At 64.8% G+C, this 17,816-nt stretch carries 24 protein-coding genes; 5 read left to right on the top strand and 19 right to left on the bottom strand.

The features are described from left to right. Positions 1-167: 167 nt before the first annotated feature. The 7 genes from EJ072_RS01060 to EJ072_RS01090 form a co-directional block, all read right to left on the bottom strand. Positions 168-437 (bottom strand): hypothetical protein, encoded by a 270-nt coding sequence (locus EJ072_RS01060; protein WP_126061785.1) that lies wholly within the window; start codon positions 435-437, stop codon positions 168-170. A gap of 181 nt (positions 438-618) precedes the next feature. After that, on the bottom strand, positions 619-1,032 hold the full coding sequence (locus EJ072_RS01065) for a YbaY family lipoprotein (RefSeq protein WP_126078199.1): 414 nt from the start codon (positions 1,030-1,032) through the stop codon (positions 619-621). A gap of 134 nt (positions 1,033-1,166) precedes the next feature. Beyond that, complete coding sequence (locus tag EJ072_RS01070) at positions 1,167-1,646, bottom strand: molybdenum cofactor biosynthesis protein MoaE (protein WP_126078200.1); 480 nt, start codon at positions 1,644-1,646, stop codon at positions 1,167-1,169. Position 1,647: 1 nt separating this feature from the next. Further along, positions 1,648-1,905 (bottom strand): molybdopterin converting factor subunit 1, encoded by a 258-nt coding sequence (moaD, locus tag EJ072_RS01075; protein ID WP_042638004.1) that lies wholly within the window; start codon positions 1,903-1,905, stop codon positions 1,648-1,650. A gap of 1 nt (position 1,906) precedes the next feature. Then, positions 1,907-2,503 (bottom strand): CDP-diacylglycerol--glycerol-3-phosphate 3-phosphatidyltransferase, encoded by a 597-nt coding sequence (pgsA, locus tag EJ072_RS01080; RefSeq protein WP_027165584.1) that lies wholly within the window; start codon positions 2,501-2,503, stop codon positions 1,907-1,909. A 144-nt stretch (positions 2,504-2,647) separates the two neighbouring features. Continuing rightward, a complete protein-coding gene (gene uvrC / locus EJ072_RS01085) occupies positions 2,648-4,729 on the bottom strand; it encodes an excinuclease ABC subunit UvrC (protein WP_126078201.1) in 2,082 nt (693 codons plus the stop codon). Next, complete coding sequence (locus EJ072_RS01090) at positions 4,726-5,490, bottom strand: SDR family oxidoreductase (RefSeq protein WP_126078202.1); 765 nt, start codon at positions 5,488-5,490, stop codon at positions 4,726-4,728. Before EJ072_RS01090 ends, uvrC begins: the two co-directional genes overlap by 4 nt. A gap of 409 nt (positions 5,491-5,899) precedes the next feature. Here EJ072_RS01090 and EJ072_RS01095 point away from each other — a divergent pair, with 409 nt between their 5' ends. Beyond that, entirely contained in the window at positions 5,900-6,553 is a 654-nt protein-coding gene (locus EJ072_RS01095; RefSeq protein WP_126078203.1) for an outer membrane protein, read from the top strand. A 71-nt stretch (positions 6,554-6,624) separates the two neighbouring features. Here EJ072_RS01095 and EJ072_RS01100 read toward each other — a convergent pair whose 3' ends face one another. The 5 genes from EJ072_RS01100 to EJ072_RS01120 all read right to left on the bottom strand — a co-directional run bounded on the left by EJ072_RS01100 (position 6,625) and on the right by EJ072_RS01120 (position 9,961). Further along, on the bottom strand, positions 6,625-7,059 hold the full coding sequence (locus EJ072_RS01100) for a GFA family protein (protein ID WP_245467149.1): 435 nt from the start codon (positions 7,057-7,059) through the stop codon (positions 6,625-6,627). 66 nt (positions 7,060-7,125) lie between these two features. Next, on the bottom strand, positions 7,126-7,503 hold the full coding sequence (locus tag EJ072_RS01105) for a TfoX/Sxy family protein (protein WP_126078204.1): 378 nt from the start codon (positions 7,501-7,503) through the stop codon (positions 7,126-7,128). 261 nt (positions 7,504-7,764) lie between these two features. Further along, positions 7,765-8,361, bottom strand: coding sequence for a glutathione S-transferase family protein (locus EJ072_RS01110; protein ID WP_126078205.1), 597 nt, complete (start codon positions 8,359-8,361; stop codon positions 7,765-7,767). Between the two features lie 269 nt (positions 8,362-8,630). Further along, positions 8,631-9,029 (bottom strand): hypothetical protein, encoded by a 399-nt coding sequence (locus EJ072_RS01115; RefSeq protein WP_189342178.1) that lies wholly within the window; start codon positions 9,027-9,029, stop codon positions 8,631-8,633. Between the two features lie 383 nt (positions 9,030-9,412). After that, positions 9,413-9,961: a DinB family protein gene (locus EJ072_RS01120; RefSeq protein WP_126078206.1), complete on the bottom strand. Its 549-nt coding sequence runs from the start codon at positions 9,959-9,961 to the stop codon at positions 9,413-9,415. A gap of 104 nt (positions 9,962-10,065) precedes the next feature. Between EJ072_RS01120 and EJ072_RS01125 the strand changes: the two genes are divergently transcribed. The 3 genes from EJ072_RS01125 (at position 10,066) to EJ072_RS01135 (ending at position 12,490) form a co-directional block, all read left to right on the top strand. Then, positions 10,066-10,656 (top strand): TetR/AcrR family transcriptional regulator, encoded by a 591-nt coding sequence (locus tag EJ072_RS01125; protein ID WP_126083454.1) that lies wholly within the window; start codon positions 10,066-10,068, stop codon positions 10,654-10,656. Between the two features lie 173 nt (positions 10,657-10,829). Then, positions 10,830-11,234 (top strand): YciI family protein, encoded by a 405-nt coding sequence (locus EJ072_RS01130; RefSeq protein ID WP_126078207.1) that lies wholly within the window; start codon positions 10,830-10,832, stop codon positions 11,232-11,234. After that, complete coding sequence (locus EJ072_RS01135) at positions 11,231-12,490, top strand: RNA polymerase sigma factor (RefSeq protein WP_126078208.1); 1,260 nt, start codon at positions 11,231-11,233, stop codon at positions 12,488-12,490. The genes EJ072_RS01130 and EJ072_RS01135 overlap by 4 nt, the downstream gene beginning before the upstream one ends. A 57-nt stretch (positions 12,491-12,547) precedes the next feature. On the opposite strand, the gene EJ072_RS01140 is transcribed toward EJ072_RS01135, so the two are convergent. The 4 genes from EJ072_RS01140 to EJ072_RS01155 all read right to left on the bottom strand — a co-directional run bounded on the left by EJ072_RS01140 (position 12,548) and on the right by EJ072_RS01155 (position 14,558). Next, positions 12,548-13,162 (bottom strand): LysE family translocator, encoded by a 615-nt coding sequence (locus EJ072_RS01140; RefSeq protein WP_126078209.1) that lies wholly within the window; start codon positions 13,160-13,162, stop codon positions 12,548-12,550. Between the two features lie 16 nt (positions 13,163-13,178). After that, on the bottom strand, positions 13,179-13,631 hold the full coding sequence (locus EJ072_RS01145) for a hypothetical protein (protein WP_126078210.1): 453 nt from the start codon (positions 13,629-13,631) through the stop codon (positions 13,179-13,181). Positions 13,632-13,741: 110 nt separating this feature from the next. Then, entirely contained in the window at positions 13,742-14,104 is a 363-nt protein-coding gene (locus EJ072_RS01150; protein WP_126078211.1) for a DoxX family protein, read from the bottom strand. A gap of 31 nt (positions 14,105-14,135) precedes the next feature. Further along, positions 14,136-14,558 (bottom strand): VOC family protein, encoded by a 423-nt coding sequence (locus EJ072_RS01155; RefSeq protein ID WP_126078212.1) that lies wholly within the window; start codon positions 14,556-14,558, stop codon positions 14,136-14,138. 182 nt (positions 14,559-14,740) lie between these two features. On the opposite strand from EJ072_RS01155, the gene EJ072_RS01160 reads away from it, so the two are divergent. Further along, the gene (locus EJ072_RS01160) at positions 14,741-15,496 is read left to right on the top strand and encodes a helix-turn-helix domain-containing protein (RefSeq protein WP_126078213.1); all 756 of its coding nucleotides are present in this window, start codon (positions 14,741-14,743) and stop codon (positions 15,494-15,496) included. 15 nt (positions 15,497-15,511) lie between these two features. Here the strand turns inward: EJ072_RS01160 and EJ072_RS01165 are convergent, their stop codons facing one another. From EJ072_RS01165 to EJ072_RS01175, 3 genes are all read right to left on the bottom strand, one after another. Beyond that, entirely contained in the window at positions 15,512-16,360 is an 849-nt protein-coding gene (locus tag EJ072_RS01165; RefSeq protein WP_126078214.1) for a 23S rRNA (adenine(2030)-N(6))-methyltransferase RlmJ, read from the bottom strand. Positions 16,361-16,418: 58 nt separating this feature from the next. Continuing rightward, positions 16,419-17,048 (bottom strand): hypothetical protein, encoded by a 630-nt coding sequence (locus EJ072_RS01170; protein WP_126078215.1) that lies wholly within the window; start codon positions 17,046-17,048, stop codon positions 16,419-16,421. Positions 17,049-17,141: 93 nt separating this feature from the next. Then, positions 17,142-17,807, bottom strand: coding sequence for a TetR/AcrR family transcriptional regulator (locus EJ072_RS01175; RefSeq protein ID WP_126078216.1), 666 nt, complete (start codon positions 17,805-17,807; stop codon positions 17,142-17,144). Positions 17,808-17,816 lie beyond the last annotated feature (9 nt).

Here is a 17,816-nt window from a genome sequence, read left to right on the forward strand (position 1 = left end):
CCGGCCATCTCCCCCACTTGGGGGAGATTGGCAGCCGTGGCGCCGAACTCAATCCTGCAACGCTGGAGATTGGCGAAAGCCGGCGCGACATTCGATCTCCCCCCTCGTGGGGGAGATGTCCGGCAGGACAGAGGAGGGCGCTGTCCCGCCAGCGTCTGAGGGTAACGTTACTTTGCTTGGCGCTCCTTCACATTGGCGTGGGCGTTCGCCGCCTCTGTGTCGGTGGCCGGCGTCTTCGTCTCCTCGCCGGTGAACGGGCTGCCCTGCCCAGGCGCAAGGTCGCCGCTATGGCCGGCCTTGTTGGTCTGGAAGGGCTGGCTGTCGGGGCTGAGGCCATGCTGCGTGGCGTTGAACAGATGGTCGTCCGCGCGGGCAAAACCTGCGAAGGCGATCAGCGATACGCTTGTGGCTGCGAGAATGAGCATGTGCTTTTTCATATCTGGTCTCCATTGAGTGCCAGATCGATCCCGCGCATTCGGTCTGGCGGTTTGAGTGAAGGGACGTTTGTCCCTTTGCCTGCCCGCCATCTGCATAGGTCAACGCCTGGCGCCGGCGGTTTATTCCGGCGAGCACGGTTTCCTGGCTGAAAAGTCGCGGCCGTACAGTCGGCGCCCGACGTCAGCGCGGCATCTTCACCAACACCGTCTGCGGCGTGCCGGCCAGCGGATCGAGCTGGTGGTTCGTGTCGGTGATGAACATCAGCCGCTCGCCGACCGTGATGCGCGCCTGCAGCGCATAGGTCCGACCGTTCTGGATCGCTTTGTGGTCGAAACCGATGTCGAACTTGATCGGCACCCGTCCGATGGGCGCTACCCTGCGCTTTGCGATCACGGTTGCCGGCGCATCGGCCAGCGAGACGTCGGCAAGCTCGACCACGAGCACGGCATCTGGCGGCAAAGCGATGCGCTCGCGATAAGTCACCTCGCCCGCGATGGTCTTCTCGGCGGCCTTGGTCACTTGCGGTACGGCAAGAATGCCGACGACCAGCGGCACCAGCCCGAAGATGAAGAACTCCGCGATGCGGTCCAGCATGAGATTGTCCCGCCAAGCAAATCAAACCGATTGGCAAGCTTGGGAAGGATTGCGGTGGTTCGATGGCCGAATAGGCGTTTTCTCTGATGCATATCGTTGTCCCAGAACCGCTGCTCACTTCTGGGCGACATGCATTATCGGCCCGGTTTCTTCCAGCGGTCCGCCGCTTGGTCGTCGGCTTCCTTGGCCTCGACCCAGCCGCCCTCGGAGCCGTCGGCAAGATGCTCTTTCTTCCAGAAGGGCGCGCGCGACTTCAGATAGTCCATCAGGAAATTAGCAGCCTCGAAGGCCGCCTGCCGGTGCGATGAGGCCGCGACCACCAGCACGATGTTTTCGCCCGGCATTATCTTGCCGTGGCGATGGATGACGGTGAGCCCCTGCAGCGGCCAGCGTTCGATGGCCTCAGCCGCGATGCGGCCGATCTCGGCCTCCGCCATGCCGGGATAGTGCTCGAGCTCGAGCGCCGACAGCGTGCCCTGCTCGTCACGGCAAAGGCCGGAAAAGGTGACCACGGCGCCGATATCGGTCCGGCCCTTGGTCAGGCCGGCGATCTCGGCGGCGACGTCGAAATCCTCGCGTTGGATGCGGATGGCGGGCACGACGGCGCCGGCCATGTCAGCCTCCGGTCATCGGCGGAAACAGCGCGATCTCGCGCGCACCGGCGATCTTCTCGCGGTGGCCGACATGTTCCTGGTTGATGGCGACACGGATGACGTCGGGGTATTGCAGCGCGTTTTCGTACTCCTCGCCGCGCGACTTCAGCCAGCGCAGCAGGTCGCCCACCGTCTCGATGCCGGAAGGCAAGTCGACGTCCTCTTCCGGCTTGCCGATCCGCTCGCGTACCCAGGCGAAATAGATGAGCTTGGTGGACATCTCACTCATCCATGATGTGCTTGAGGCCGGCACGGAAATAGTCGTAGCCGGTGTAGAGCGTGACGAGCGCCGCGACCCACAACAGCACCAGGCCGATCTGGGTGGTCAGCGGAAAGATCTTGTCGCCGGCCGGGCCGACCAGCAGGAAGGCGATGGCGACCATCTGGATGGTGGTCTTCCACTTGGCGAGCTGCGTCACCGGCACCGACACTTTCAGGGCCGCCAGATATTCGCGCAGGCCCGAAACCAGGATCTCGCGGCACAGGATGATGATCGCCGCCCAGAGCGACCAGCCGGCGATGCCGGCGTGGCGGTCTGTGTCGGCGGCAAGCAGGAGCAGACAGGTGGCGACCAGCAATTTGTCGGCTATCGGATCGAGCATCTTGCCGATGTTGGAAGTCTGCTGCCAGGCGCGCGCGAAATAGCCGTCAAAGTAATCGGTGATCGAGGCGAGCAGGAAAATGACCAGCGCCGACCAGCGGGCGAAGTCGGACGACTTCAGATGTCCTTCGAGAAAAAAGCACAGCACGACCAGCGGCACCGCGACGATGCGGGCGTAGGTGAGGATGTTCGGCAGGTTGAACGCGCGTTGTGCCATATCGTCTCGGGAAATCTCCACCGCCAGAGGTACTCAAATCAGAAGCCAATGTAGGGGGTCAACAGCCGAGATTCGATTGGACAGGGAAAAATGGCGTGAAGCGCGTTGTGAGGTACCCCCTCGGGACATCCCTGCCCGACCGCCTCAGCTCTCATGAAAATGATTGTAGACCAGCTTCGCCACATGCTCGGAAATGCCGTCGACCTTGACCAGGTCCTCGACCGCGGCGCGGCTGACCGCCTTGGCGGTGCCGAAGGCGAGCAGCAGGGCGCGCTTGCGGCCGGGGCCGATACCGGCGATCTCGTCGAGCGGGCTTTTCACCATCTCCTTCTTGCGCCGCGCGCGATGCGAGCCGATGGCGAAGCGGTGCACCTCGTCGCGCAGGCGCTGGACGAAATAGAGCACCGGGTCGCGCACCGGCAACATGAAGCTTTCCCTGCCCTTGACGAAGAAGCGCTCGCGGCCGGCATCGCGGTCCGGGCCCTTGGCGATGCCGATGGCGACAACCCGATCCTCGACGCCGAGATCGGCAAGGATCTGGCGCACCGCCGTCATCTGGCCCTGGCCGCCATCGATCAGGATGACGTCGGGCCAGGCCGGAAAACCGCCATTGCCGGCGACCAGATCCTCGTCACCGGTTTCGTCCGCGGTTGCGCCAGGCTGCTCGTCGCCATGCTCCTTGAGCAGCCGCGAGAAACGCCGCTGCATCACCTCGCGCATCATGCCGAAATCGTCGCCCGGCGTGATCTCGGTCGAGCGGATGTTGAATTTCCGGTACTGGTTCTTCACGAACCCTTCCGGCCCGGCGACGACCATGGCGCCGACCGCATTGGTGCCCATGATGTGCGAGTTGTCGTAGACCTCGATGCGCACCGGCGGCTTTACCAGGCCGAAGGTCTCGGCGAATCCCTGCAGCAGCCGCGCCTGGGTCGAGGTCTCGGCCAGCCTGCGGCCGAGGGCCTCGCGGGCGTTCTGCAGCGCGTGATCGGTCAGGTCCTTCTTCTCGCCGCGCTGCGGCACCGAGATCGTAATCTTGCGGCCGGCATGGGTGGACAGCGCTTCCGCCAGCAGTTCCTGCTCCTGCGCGGTCTGCGACAGAAGCAGCGTGCGCGCCGGCAGCTTGTCGTCATAGAACTGCGCCAGGAACGAGCCCAGCACCTCAGCCGGCTCCAGCGCCGGATCGGCCTTGGGGAAATAGGCGCGGTTGCCCCAGTTCTGGCCGGTGCGGAAGAAGAACACCTGGATGCAGGTCTGGCCGCCCTCCTGATGGATGGCGAAGACGTCGGCCTCCTCCACCGTCTGCGGGTTGATGCCCTGATGCGCCTGCACATGGGAGAGCGCGGCCAGCCGGTCGCGGTAGATTGCGGCGCGCTCGAAATCGAGCTCTGCCGAAGCCTGCTGCATGGCGGCCGAGATTTCGGTCTTCACCTTCTGGCTGCGGCCGGAGAGGAAATCCTTGGCCTCCGCGACCAGCTCGGCATAGCCCTCATGCGAGATCTCGCCGGTGCAGGGACCGGCGCAGCGCTTGATCTGGTAGAGCAGGCAAGGCCGCGTGCGGTTCTCGTAGAAGGAGTTGGTGCAGCTTCTAAGCAGGAAGGCGCGCTGCAGCGAATTGATGGTGCGGCCAACCGCGCCGGCCGAGGCGAAGGGGCCGAAATAGTCGCCTTTTCGCGAGCGCGCGCCGCGATGCTTGTAGATGCCGGGCGAGACATGGTCGCCGGTGAGCAGGATATAAGGGAACGACTTGTCGTCCCGCATCAGCACGTTGAAGCGAGGCCTCAGCCGCTTGATGAGGTTCGCCTCGAGCAGCAGCGCCTCGATCTCGGTGCGGGTGACGACGAATTCCATTGTCGCCGTCTCGCGCACCATGCGGCCGATGCGGGCGGTGTGGAACCGCCCCTGCGCGTAGTTGGTGACGCGCTTCTTCAGGCTGCGCGCCTTGCCGACATAGAGCACGTCGCCGGCGGCGTTCATCATGCGATAGACGCCGGGCTGGTTGGGCAGCCGCTTGACGAAGGTCTGGATCACCTCGGCGCCGACCATGCCGTCGGCATCGCCGGCATGCGGCGTCCAGTCGATGGCCGTGAAGGCGACATCGGGGCCAGTCGGCAAAGCCTCGGGTTCGACGATCTCCTCAGCCGCCTCGTCCTCGACGTCGAGATCGACATCGGGGGGCAGGTCGTCGGCGGCGCCGTTGCGTCTGTGTTTTTGAACTGCGGGACTCATTCCACCATGCCTGTCACATCGGGCGTCTGCCACGCAAGATGCTGGCCGCCGTCGAGCGCGATCATCTGGCCGGTCACCGAGCGCGCCTGCCAGAGATAGCGAATCGTGGCGCCGAATTCAGGCAATTGCGGGCCGCGCTTCAGGATCAGGCCCTCGACCTGTTTGCCGAAATCGTCGTCGTCCTGGCGCTTGTTCTTCAGTGTCGGGCCGGGACCTATGGCGTTAACGCGAATGCGCGGCCCGAGCGCCTGCGCCAGCATCTCAGTCTGCGTCCACAGCGCCGATTTCGACAGCGCATAGGAGAAATAGCGCGGTGTAGGCCGCCAGACGCGCTGGTCGATCATGTTGACGATCAGCCCCTCCTCGCCTTGCGGCAGCGCGCGGGCGAAATTCTGCGCCAAGAGCGCGGGCGCCTTCAGGTGGATGGCGAAATGGCGGTCCCAGGCCTGCCAGTCGAAATCATCGACGCTGTCGTCGACGAACAGGGACGCGTTGTTGACCAGCAGCGTCACAGGCCCGAGCGCGGCTTGCGCGCGACCGATGAGACCACCCACCGCATCCATGTCGGTGAGGTCGGCGGCGACGACGGCGGCGCGGCCGCCCTCGCCCGTGATCTTCCCCGCCAGCGCCTCGGCCTCGGCGCCTGAACGGTTGGCATGGATGGCGACGGCGAAGCCATTGGCGGCCAGATCCTCGACGATCGCCTTGCCGATCCGTCTTGCTCCACCCGTCACCAGCGCGACGGCCGTGGCTTGTTTCATGGTGTCAATCCTCAATCGGCTTCACGATTCCGGGAAGCCGGCACAATATGACGGGCCAAGCGTTAAATGCCATTTCCACCTTGGGCAGGAATGTGGCGAAGCGGCCCGGATGCGCTTCCCCCCGCCGGATTCGGGAAGCCATTGCCGGCAATATATGTCGCTGCACCCCTTGAACCAAGCGATGTGCAGCGCAACATGATTAGCCTGCTGACATTCGCTGTTGCGAAGATGCAACGTCACCTTTCGGCCTCATTCGCGCCCGGGAATGACCCAAGTTCAGGTTCGCTTCAGCCGCATTTCAGCACGACATTCGGAACCGTTAAACGCCAGGCTCGTTTATCCCCCCGGACGGGCCGGGGCGTTTCATGAACAAGCAAGCCTAAGTGTCTTGTGGCTTAAGGAGTATATAATGAAGACCAATCTCAAATTCGCGCCGCTTGCCGCCGCGCTCGGGCTGTTCGCCTTTGCTGGTACCGCCTTTGCGGCCGACGTCGTTTCCGAAGAGCCGCCGGCTCCCGCCCCGGTTGCCGAGCTTCCGGTTGCTTCATGGGCCGGCCCCTATGCCGGTATCAGCCTCGGCTACGGCTTCAGCGGCCATGCCGATGCTCGTGACGCCGGCGTCAACGTGAAGACCAAGGGCTTCATCGGCGGCGTCTTCGGCGGCTACCAGTGGCAGCAGGACAACTTCGTCTACGGCGCTGAAGCCGATCTCGGCTACAACGGCGTCAAGGGCGACAGCGCCGGCATCAACGCCAAGGGCGGCCTCGAAGGGTCGCTGCGCGCTCGCCTCGGCTACGCCGTGACCCCAGAAATCCTGCTCTATGGCACCGGCGGTCTTGCCGCCAAGAACCAGAAGATCACGGATAGCGTCACCTCCACCGACGAGAGCAAGGGAATGCTCGGCTGGACGGCTGGTGTCGGTTCCGACATCAAGATCACCGACAATGTGTTCGGCCGTGTCGAGTACCGCTACACCGACTACGGCGACAAGGACTTCGGTGCCCTCGGCAACGTCAAGTCGAAGGACAACCGCGTCACCTTCGGCGTCGGTATGAAGTTCTAAGTCGTAGAAGCCACGACACGGAAAAGCCGGGCCTTGCGCCCGGCTTTTTTTGTTGGCCCGGCCGAAAGGCGTCAGGTGCCCGACCGACGCGCCGGCTGCCTCTGGAAACCATCATGGGTCGGGATCGACGGCAGCCGGTCCAGCCATTTCAAGCGCGATTGCATGAAGACCTGGGCGTCCGGCCGGTAGTCGCCCGGATCGGTCAAGGTGGCGGCGTGAACGTGGATCTCCGACGGCCATCTTGTCGAGCGGAAGTAAAGCCTGGTGCCACAGGACGGACAGAAGCCGCGAAACGTGTCCGTGCTGCTTTCATAGTGCCTGATGTCGCCGGCCCAGCTCAGCTCATCGGGCCTCAGCCCCAGGAAGGCGGTGAAGGGAGACGAGGTGGCACGCTGGCAGTCGGCGCAGTGACAGACCAGATTGCGGATGATGTCGCCGGAATATCTCCAGGTGACCGCTCCGCACATGCAGTGCCCGTTGAGTGCCATCGCTTCCCCCTTGGCCATGCGTTCATCATTGCCGGCGCAGCCGATACTGACACATCGCCGCTTGGAAAATGGCGAGTCAGCGGCTTACGCGCGCTTCTTTGCGACCTTGGTGGATTTGTCCTTCGGCGGCAGTGTCTGGACAAAGGCCAGAGCAAGATCGAGCCAGAAGGCGAGCTCGGACTCGCTCGCCGTGCCTTCCGGCCCGACGTGGAGGTAGCCTTCCATCAAGCGCCCGCCCATTTCCATCGGACGCGCATGGGGACGAGCAGCCGCCGCCGCATGCGCGTCCTTGCCGACGCGGACCAACAGCCCACGCTTCGAGGTGCCGATCAGTAGGTTGCCGTCGATCATGAAGCAGGTGCCGCCGAACATCTTCTGCTCGGTGAAGATGCGCTTGCCGAGGGCGGCGCGCAAGCGCTCGACCATCGGGTCGGGCGCGACGCTGGTAGAGGGCCTTTCCATGCTCACCACTCCAACTTGGATGATGTCAGGCAAGCATGGAAGCGGGTGGCGTTTCAAGCTCGCTTCCCCTTCTCCCCTTGTGGGAGAAGGTGGCCTAGCGAAGCTCGGACGGATGAGGGGTGCTCCAGCTTGACGCACACCTTGGTCAGTCTCGGATGGCGCCAAGTTCACCAGCGCTCGCTCCGTCCAACACCCCTCATCCGTCTCGGCGCTATCGCGCCGATCCACCTTCTCCCACAAGGGGAGAAGGAAAAAGGCGCCTCACCCCGGCACGCTTGCTTTCAGTTCCGGAAACTTCTCATCAAACCTCGCGGCCCAGCGCACGAGCCGGCTTCGGCCCTTCTCCCATTGGCCGGAAAAGCGCAGCGCGAGATAGCCAAGGGTGGCGCGCAGCGCCATGTGGCCGGCGGTGATCTTCTTCGGCAACTTGGGCGGGTTGGCGTTGATGAGGTCGAGCGCGGTGGTGATCTTGCCCCACTGGCGGTCGAGCCAGGGCTGGTAGACCATCTCTTCCGGCCGCGTCCGCCGCTCATAGACCATCGACAGCGCGCAGTCGCAAATGCCGTCGGCCAGCGCCTCGAGAACTTCCGCCTCGAGCCGCTTGTCGGGGTTGCGCGGGAACAGCGCGTTCTTCGACAGCCGGTTGAGATGCTGGGTAATAGTGCGGCTGTCATAGATCGAGCGGCCATCCTCCAGCACCAGCACCGGGATCTTGCCGAGCGGATTGGCCGAGATCAGTTCGGCGGGCTTGTCCTCCGTCTTGACCGGCACGAGGTCGATGGCGATGCCGGCGTAGACGGCCGCCATACGGACCTTCGAGCTATAGGGGGACGTGGAAGCATAGAGCAGTTTCGGCATGATCGATTTCCCAGTTGTCTGCCGCACTGTTGACCGAATCGAACCTCCAGGGCAACGGCCCAGCAAAGCCGATCCGGATTAGCCACGTCTTGCCGACGCGGACGCGGCAACAAAAAAGCCCCCGGAAAGTTTTGCCTGACGGCAAATTTCCGGGAGCTTTAGGAGGAGCGTCCGCTCCGACTCCGCTCGCTCAGACACCGAATTGGCGAGAGGGGTGCCTGAATAGCACCCGCCCTCAGCCGTTGCGGTTCGCGCGCGAAGCTACGCGATTACTTCTTGGCGGCCGGCTTCTTCGCCGGAGCTGCCTTCTTGACGGCTGCCGGAGCCTTGGCCGCGGCGGCCTTCAGCGGAGCCTTGGCGGCGGGCTTGGCCGCGGCCTTCGCTGCCGGCTTCTTGGCGGCGGGCTTGGCTGCTGCCTTTGCGGCGGGCTTTGCCGCGGCCTTCGCGGCCGGCTTTGCTGCTGCCTTGGCGGCGGGCTTTGCTGCTGCCTTGGCGGCGGGCTTTGCCGCGGCCTTCGCGGCCGGCTTCGCTGCTGCCTTGGCCGGAGCCTTGGCGGCTGCCTTCGGTGCCGCTGCCTTCTTAACTGCTGCAGGTTTCGCGGCAGCCTTAGCTGCCGGCTTCTTTGCCGGCGCTTTCGCCGCCGGCGCCTTGGTTGTGGTCTTTGCCATGCGATGCCCCTTGCGTTTTGCCTAAGGTCGTGAGTGACCCGGCATGCTCATGCATATCTGACTCGCGACTGTCTAGCCAGCGAAGCAACACAATGATTTTCAGTTATTGAATTTTGGTTACACGAAGATGCATCTCATCGAAAAATTGTGAGCGAATCTGTCACTTTCGAAGTGAAGGCCCGGCGCACAGATTTTCGCGTGGCTTCTATCACCCGATGATCCATCCATTCGCGGCATAAGCTTATATCGTAATGTGAGCACAGTGCTCACAATAGAGAACCAGCCGCTGAACACCGGCTTCATCTTGTCCAGCGAAAACATCTACAGATGAATCGGCCACGCGAGGCGGTCAAAGCTTACGCGTTTGAAAGCGAGCTTAAAGCTCATATTCCAGTTCCACCGGCGATCTCTGCCGGCTTGCGTCCGCCCTGCAGGCGGCGCGCCGGTTCGACCCGGTGCAGGTGCACGGCGTAGGTGTCCCAGGGCGGCGAGACCGCGATCCCGGCCAACATTCGGCCGACCTCGCCGCGATGATAGCCGCCGTGCAGGACGACATGGGTCAGCATCTCCTGCCTCGTCATGCAGCCCTTGTCGCCATCGGTGAAGGTGAAGGCGATCGGCTCGGCAAGTGCCTGCTCCGAAATGGTTTCGAGATGGTCGAGATACCAGCGATCGACCTCGACGAGGTTGGCGCGCAGCACGTGCGGCTCGGGCGTGTCCGGCGCATTGTCGCCCGCATAGCCGTGGGCCACGCCCTCCAGATGCGCGGCAAAGATCCGCGACACGACATGGATATGGTTCATCAGGCGGATCGCGGCGTGTCGCTCTGCCGCGCCGCGGGAGGGATCCAATCCGGCAAGCGTCTCCAAGAGCTCGTCATTCGCCCAGGCCTGATAGGCAAGCAGGCCCTTCAGCAAGGTCTTGGCGCTCATCTTCGTGGCTCCATTTGCGTTGGCGAAATGAATGTGAGTATCCTCTTCATATTCTCGGGAGACGGGCCAGCATGTCTACTCGCATTGCAAAGCCGGCCGCGCGCATGCGCAAGCAGCCGCGCCAGGCGCGTTCGATCGCCACCGTCGAGGCGATCATCGAAGCCGGTGCTCACGTTCTGAGCGAGCTCGGCTGGGCCGGCTTCTCCACCAACAAGGTGGCCGAGGCCGCGGGCGTCAGCATCGGCTCGCTCTATCAGTATTTTCCCGACAAGCTCGCTCTGGTCGAAGCGATCCGGCGCCGTCACTTCGATCATGTGCTGTCGGTGATTCGCGAAGCGTCGGCGGAGGAGAAGCCGCTCAGGCAATTCGCGCGCGAGCTGGTGCGCGGCATGATCGGCGCGCACTCGATCCATCCGACGCTGCACCAGGTGCTGCTCGACGAGGCGCCGGGCGACCGCGGCTCACGCGCCGCGCATGCCTCGTTCCAGGCGCGCTATCTCGAACATTACGCCGCGGCCGTCGCGCAGTACCGCAAGCGCCGCAAGGACACTGAGACGATGGCGCGCGTGCTCTCCTCGGCGGTCGAGGGCGTGATCCACAACGCGGCACGGCGCAACATGCTCGACGCGCCGGAACTGCAGAAGCAGCTCGTCGAGCTGATCTCGGCCTATCTGTCAGGTAGCCGGGCTATCTAACCTGTCGGGCGGCAAGGCAGCCGGGGACGGCGCCAGTGGACGAGGCCTGCGGTGGCTCGCGTACCGCTACGCCGCTTCGCACGGTCGCCGGCAAATAATTCGCATCGCCTGTCGATTCCGCCGATCCCCGTTCGTCGTATCATTGCAACCAAACAACGAAGGACGACACACCGATGCGTTTCATGATGCTGATGATCCCCGGCGGCTACGCGACCGCGGCTCCCGACGTCAGGCCCGAAGCGGAAGCCGTGGCGACGATGATGAAATACAATGAAGAGCTAAAGCGCGCCGGCGTGCTGCTCGCGCTCGACGGGCTGCATCCGCCGTCCTCGGGCGCACGGGTCTCCTTCAAGGGGGCCAAGCCCACCGTTACCGACGGCCCGTTCGCGGAGGTCAAGGAAGTGCTCGGCGGCTATTGGATGATCGACGTGCGCTCGCCCGAGGAAGCCGTGGAATGGGCGCGGCGCTGTCCGGCCGGAGAAAACGACGTCATCGAAATCCGGCGCGTTTTTGAGATGAACGATTTTCCCGAGGACGTCCAGAAGGCCGCCGAAGGGTTCGGCGAGCTGAAGGGTTGATCGCCACGGCGGCGATCGAAGCGGTCTGGCGGATAGAGCAACCAAAGCTAGCCGCCGGGCTCACCCGCTTTTTGCGCGATGTCGGGCTGGCCGAAGAGGTGGTGCAGGATGCTTTCGTGCTGGCGCTGGAACGCTGGCCTGGGGAAGGCATTCCACACAATCCGGCCGCCTGGCTGACCCGGGTCGCCACCAACCGGGCGCTCGACCGGCTGCGCCGAACCGTGCTGATCGACGGCAAGCATCGCCAGTTGGCCGTCGACCTCGCCGAGCTGGAGCGCGAGATGCCCGACATCGAGGCGGCGCTGGACGAGGACATAGACGACGATCTGTTGCGGCTGATCTTCACCGCCTGCCATCCAGTGCTGGCGCCCGAACAGCGCGCGGCGCTTGCGCTCAGGATGCTCGGCGGCCTGTCGACGCCTCAGATCGCACGCGCCTTCCTGGCGCCGGAGGCGACCGTCGCCCAGCGTATCGTGCGCGCCAAAAGAACGCTGCGCGAAGCCGGCATTGCCTTCGAGATGCCGCGCGGGCAGGAGCGGCGCGAGCGCCTCGGCGCCGTGCTGGAGGTGATCTACCTGATCTTCAACGAAGGCTACGTCGCTTCCGCTGGACCGGACTGGCTGCGCACGGATCTCTGCGGCGAGGCCATGCGCCTCGGCCGTCTGCTGGCGGCCCTGGTGCCGCAGGAGCCCGAGACGCTCGGCCTGGTGGCCCTGATGGAGCTCAGCGCGTCGCGCTTTGGCGCCCGCATCGACGCAGCGGGCAACCCGGTCCTTCTGCTCGACCAGGACCGCAGCCGCTGGGACTGGTCGCTGATCCGGCGCGGCCTCGATGGGTTGAACCGCGCGATGGCGCTGACGCCGACACCTGGCCCCTATCAGCTGCAAGCGATGATCGCCGCCTGCCATGCACGCGCCGTGAGCGCGGCCGACACCGACTGGATCGCCATCGCGGCATACTACCAGGCGCTTGCGCTTGCAGCGCCCTCGCCCATCGTCGAGGTCAACCGGGCGGTCGCTGCCGGCATGGCGTTCGGACCGCCGCAAGGGTTGGCGATTACCGACGCGCTGCGGGACGAACCTCGGCTCAAGGATACGCATTTGTTGCCCACGGTGCGCGGCGATCTTCTGGCGAAGCTCGGACGGATAGACGAAGCCCGCGCCGAATTCCGCCGCGCCGCCGGGTTGGCCGGCAATGAGCGGGAACGGGCGCTGTTGCTTGCGCGGGCTGGTCGTGGAGAAGCCAACTCAGGATAGGCCGGCGGGACAGCGCCTACCTCAGCTGTCTATCGCCTGCCATTGAACCGGCGTCTCTCAGCGCGTGGCGACCACGGCCACGCCGGCGCCGATCATCACGCCACCGGCGGCGCGGTTGACGCGGCGCACGATCGCTGGTGTGCGCAAGAGGCCGCGGGCTCGGCCGGCGAGCAGGACATGTCCGCCGATGACCACGGCCTCGACGATCAGGATCACCGTCGCCAACACGCCAAGATCGCCTGTGTTGAGCGACGCGCCGACCACATTGGGCAGCAACGCGACATAGAACAGCGGCATCTTCGGATTGCCGAGGTTGAGCGCGATGCCGGCGGCGAAGGTCGCCAGCAAGCCGCGCCGGTTCGATACCGGCTGCGATGCCGGGACCACGGGAATGGCGGTCCACAACCTGATGCCAATCCAGATCAGATAGGCCGCACCGCCATAGCGAAGCACAGTCATGACGACCGCCATCTTGGCGGCGAGGATCGACAGACCGAAGGTGGCGAGCACCAGAAAGATGAGGATACCGACCACCGTCCCGGCCCCATAGGCGATGCCCGACGCGGCGCCGCTGGAGATCGTGCGGGCGACGATCGTCATATTGTCGGGACCCGGACTGGCGGCGAACACGAAGAAGGCCGCCGCGAAGGCAAGCAGCGTCGTGATATCCATGCCCGTCAGCGCCGCCTCAGCGCAGCACGCGGCAGCGGCCGTTATAGACCAGCCAGCGGTCGAAGCCCAAGACGCAGAACTCGACATTGTCGCCGATCGAGGCAAAGCCCTGGCCTTCCTCGATCAGATAGAAGATCGAGCGGTCGTGGCCGTCCGACAGGTTGACGGTGGCGCGGCAATAATGGCGGCCGATCGGCCATTCCTCGCTCGCCGGCTCGTAGCGATGCTGGCGGATGTCGCGGAAATCGGTGATCGCGACGTCCGGCAGATGCGGCACGTGATGCACCTGGTAGGAGAAGCGGTCGGTGATCTTGTTCAGCACCCAGCTTTCGCCGCAGACGCTGCCATCGTCGCCGCTGTAGACCGAAAGGTCGGCGGCCTGCGCCGCCTGGGTGAAGCCCAGCGGAGCGGCAAAGGGAGTGGACAGCGCAACCAGCGCGGCAAGAGCGGAATGGGCGAAGCGAGTCATGACAGCCTCTCGAGGTCGGTTGCACGCACTGTGCGGATTCGCTTGGCGGCGGTCAAGCGGTCGCGAAAACAATGGTTTCCGCAAAGCTTCGTTGCGGATTTGCCGGTTGATCAGTAAGTGCCGGCAAGCAGCAGCCCGCCGATGACGGCAATGTTGATCAGGAAGGCGTTGCGCAGCACCTGGCGCTCCGGCTCCGCGCTAGCCCAGAAACGCAGCAGCATGAGGTTCGTCGCCAGTGTGAAGATGGCCAGAGCGACGGCGGCAAACAGCCGTGCCACGCCAACGGCGAGCAGCGAGCCCGCGATGATCTCGACCGTCGAACCGGCGGCCAGCATCAGCGCCGGAGCCGGAAATTTCTGCGCGGCCAGATAGTCGCGCATCGCCCCGAATTTGAGGAAATGCTCTATGCCGGCGAAGACGAACACGCCGCCGATGAGGAGAGCGCCGAGCGCTTGAACGATTTGAACGAGCATGGCGATCTCCTCTCGACGTGCGTGGCTCCGTTCACTCCTCGGGGATGAAGGCTGGGTTGTAGACGACCTCCCACAGATGATCGTCGGGATCCTGGAAATAGCCGGCATAGCCGCCCCAGAAGGTCTTCTGCGCCGGCTTGACCACGCGCGCGCCGGCCTTGACGGCCTCAGCCATCACCGCGTCGACCTCAGCCTCGCTGCCGACATTGTGGCCGATGGTCAATTCGGTCGGGCTGCGGCCGCTTTGCGGCACGGTGGCATCCCAGGCGATGCTGGCGCGCTCGTAGATGGCGAATTTCAGGCCGCCGGCGAGATCGAAGAAGGCGACGGCGCCATGCTCGAATTCGCGGCCGATGATGCCCTCGGTCGGCAGGCCGAGGCCGTCGCGATAGAATTTGAGGGAGACCTCCAGATCGTCGACGCCGAGCGTCAATACGGTGATGCGAGCTTTCATTTCTCTCACTCCTTTCTATATCCGTGACCACAGTCGCAAACGGATGCGGTCCGATGCGAGCGCGTGAAGCGCCGTGAAGTTCCGTCCGTTTTGCCATGGATGACGCGGCCGGCATTGAACATTTCGGCCAAAATGACCGTCACACCGATCCGGCAACCCCGCTGGAGCAGATCGGAGAGGAGATGGAACCGGTCCTGGCACAGACCACCGGCTTTTTTCGGGAGCGGCCTGCCGCCGGCAGGCTGGCCGATGCCTTCTCCGCTGTCTGGGTCCATCGCATGGACGAGCGGGCCGTTCCCCCTATCGTCATCACGCCGGACGCGACGATCGACCTGCAATGGATCGATGGCCGCTTCCGTATCGCCGGCCCGGACAAGGAGCCGCAGATCGAGCAGCCTGCCGCTGGGGTGGTGATCGTGGGCTTCCGCTTCCGGCCAGGCGCGGCGGCGGGCTGGCTCGGCGTGCCGGCCGGCGAAATCGTCGGCGGACGGCTTGATCTCGGCGAGCTGTGGAGCACGCGCAGCCGCGAGCTTTCAGACCGGATCAGAGCGACGCCCAACCTCGCCGATCTGGTTCGGCGCCTGGAGGAGACGATCGGCGCGCACACGGAAGGACGCGCTGTGCTCGACCCTCAGATGGGCCGGGCTTTCGAGGTCATACACGAAGGTTTGCCGCCGGAAACGCCGCTGGTTCCGTTCCTGCAACGCCAGTTGCATATGAGCGAGCGGACGCTGCGCCGGCGTTTCGAGGACGCTTTCGGCTATGGTCCGAAGACGCTCGACCGCATCCTGCGCTTCCACCGGTTCCGGCGCATGCAGCGGCAGCAGGGCGAAGCCTCGACCGCGCTGCTCGCGATCGAGGCGGGCTATGCCGACCAGGCGCATCTGATCCGCGAAAGCCGGCGGCTGACCGGCGTGACGCCCTCGGCGTTGGCTTGAGCGAACGCAGGCGCCCTACTCGCCCGCCAGCCAATCAGAACTCCAGCGCGACGGCTGCCGGACGGCGAGCACCTTATGGAGGGCGGGCAACAGGACCTTCAATTCGCCTTCCAGCGTGTAGGGCGGATTGACCACCACCAGCCCGCTGCCGTCGAGGCTGGCCTCATCCGAGGCGGGCCGTATCTCGAAGGCGATGTCGAGCAGCTTCGGAATGCCGGTTTCCTTCAGAGCACCGCGGAAGGCCGTCACCGCCCTGCGATCCTTGATCGGATACCAGAGCGCGTAGATGCCACCCGGCCAGCGCCGGTGCGCCTTGCGCAGACCATCGACCAGACGGGAGAACTCGCCTTCCTCCTCGAAGGGCGGATCGATGAGCACCAAGCCGCGCTTTTCCTTCGGCGGCAGTTGCGCGCCCAGCGCCAGCCAGCCGTCGAGCTCGATCACCCTTGCCTGGAAATCGCCGGCGAAAACCAATTTCAGCCGCACGGCATCCTTGGGGTGCAGCTCGATCGCCGTCAGCCGGTCCTGGCTGCGCAGGAGATGGCGAACGATCAGCGGCGAGCCGGGATAATGCTTGAGGCCGCCGTCGGGATTTTGCGCGCGCACCGCTTCCAGATAGGGCTGAAGCAGCGCCGCCGCCTGCGGCTCGAGCGTCGCCTCGGTGAGCCGGCCGATGCCGCCCTGCCACTCGCCGGTCTTGCCGGCTTCGACCGAGGCAAGATCATAGCGGCCAATGCCGGCATGGGTGTCGATGACGCGAAAAGCCTTGTCCTTCTGCTTGAGATATTCGACGAGGCGCGCGAGCACGGCATGCTTGACGACATCGGCGAAATTGCCGGCGTGGTAGGCGTGGCGATAATTCATGCCGGCCTCCCTTCAGAGAGCATGATGTCGTCCGAAAACCGCTTCACACTTTTCGGCATCATGCTCGTGGCGAACCGTTGCGGCCCCAGCGCGGCGGTGGCGGCTGCGAATTGGGATTCTGCGGATGGCCTCCGCCGCGGCGGCCGAAGACGAGCGACAGCACCAGTCCGGCAAGGCCGACGCCCATCAGCGTGTAGCCGGCCGGCTCAGCGCGTTCGTCGATCGAGCCGGTGCCGGCGCGCAGGACAAGATCGACCGCGCGCATGTCGATGCCATCGGCATCGCCGGTACCGACGGTGAAGACGTAAGGGCCGGGCGTGATCCTGTCGATGACGCCGGCCTCGTCGCGAAAGATCTTGTCGGGCAGTTGCGGGCTGGCCTGGCGCGGATTGTCGGTATGGCTGAAGGAGAGCGCCGACGCCAGGGCGGTGCGGCCGCCGCTCGCCGCCGTCAGCGTCAGCACCGTGCGCTGCTGGCCCGCGACGCGCTCGGCTCGCGCGGTCAGGTCGACCAGCACCCGCACCGGCGCGTCGCTCGCGGCGAGTTGCACGGTGACCGGCCGGAAGCGGCCGCCCTCATAGACGCGGTAGGTGCCGATCGCATGGCCGGAAAAGTTGCTCATCGCCCAAGGATAGAAGATGCCGACGGCGGCGCCGGCGATGAGGAGAAGGACAGAGAGGAAGCGCATTCAGACCCTTGGCTGTTTTGTTCGGCTAGCGGCTGTCCGCTCTATCTTTTTTTGACGCAATTCCGGACGGAAAACCGCCCACACTTTTCTGCTCTAGCGGTCTTCCCCTCGGGCAGCTTCGCGGACTCGCTCCATCTCGTCCAGAAACATTTCCAGGCCAAGCTCGAATGTCTTGTCGAAGCCGGCGCTGCCGAAATAGGCGCCGGCCTTCACAACGCTCGGATAGTCGCGCGCCAGCTCCTCGTCGCTGACCGTGGTGACGGCCGAAGGCCCCTTGGCGTAGCCGGCCGTCTCGTCGAGGATTGCGCCCATCAGATAGTAGCCGGCGGCGCGGAACAGGCGGGCGCTAAGCTCGGGGCCGAAGCCGCCATCCTCGAACAGGCCGATGATGGCGTTGAGCTTGGCAAGGCAGGGCGGCGAGTTCATGCGGTAGACGACGATGAAGGGCGCGAAGGCCGGGTGCTCGGTGGCGACACGGCGGAACTCCTGCATGCCGATGCGGGCCCGCTCGCGCCAGGGCAGATCAGCGCCAGGTATGACGAGCCCGCTCATCTGGCGGTCGACCAGCGCCTCGTAGAGATGCGCCTGCGAGGGAAAGTGGTGATAGATGCTCATCGCCTCGCAGCCGAGCCTGGCGGCGAGCTTGCGCATCGAAAAGCCGGACAGCCCTTCCCGCTCGATCACCTTGAAGGCAGCATCCTCGATCATCTCGCGGGAGAGCTTGCCGCGGGGGCGCTTTCTTTTGCTCGATGCATCCATGGCGGCGCT

Source organism: Mesorhizobium sp. M2A.F.Ca.ET.046.03.2.1, assembly GCF_003952425.1.
Lineage (GTDB): Bacteria > Pseudomonadota > Alphaproteobacteria > Rhizobiales > Rhizobiaceae > Mesorhizobium.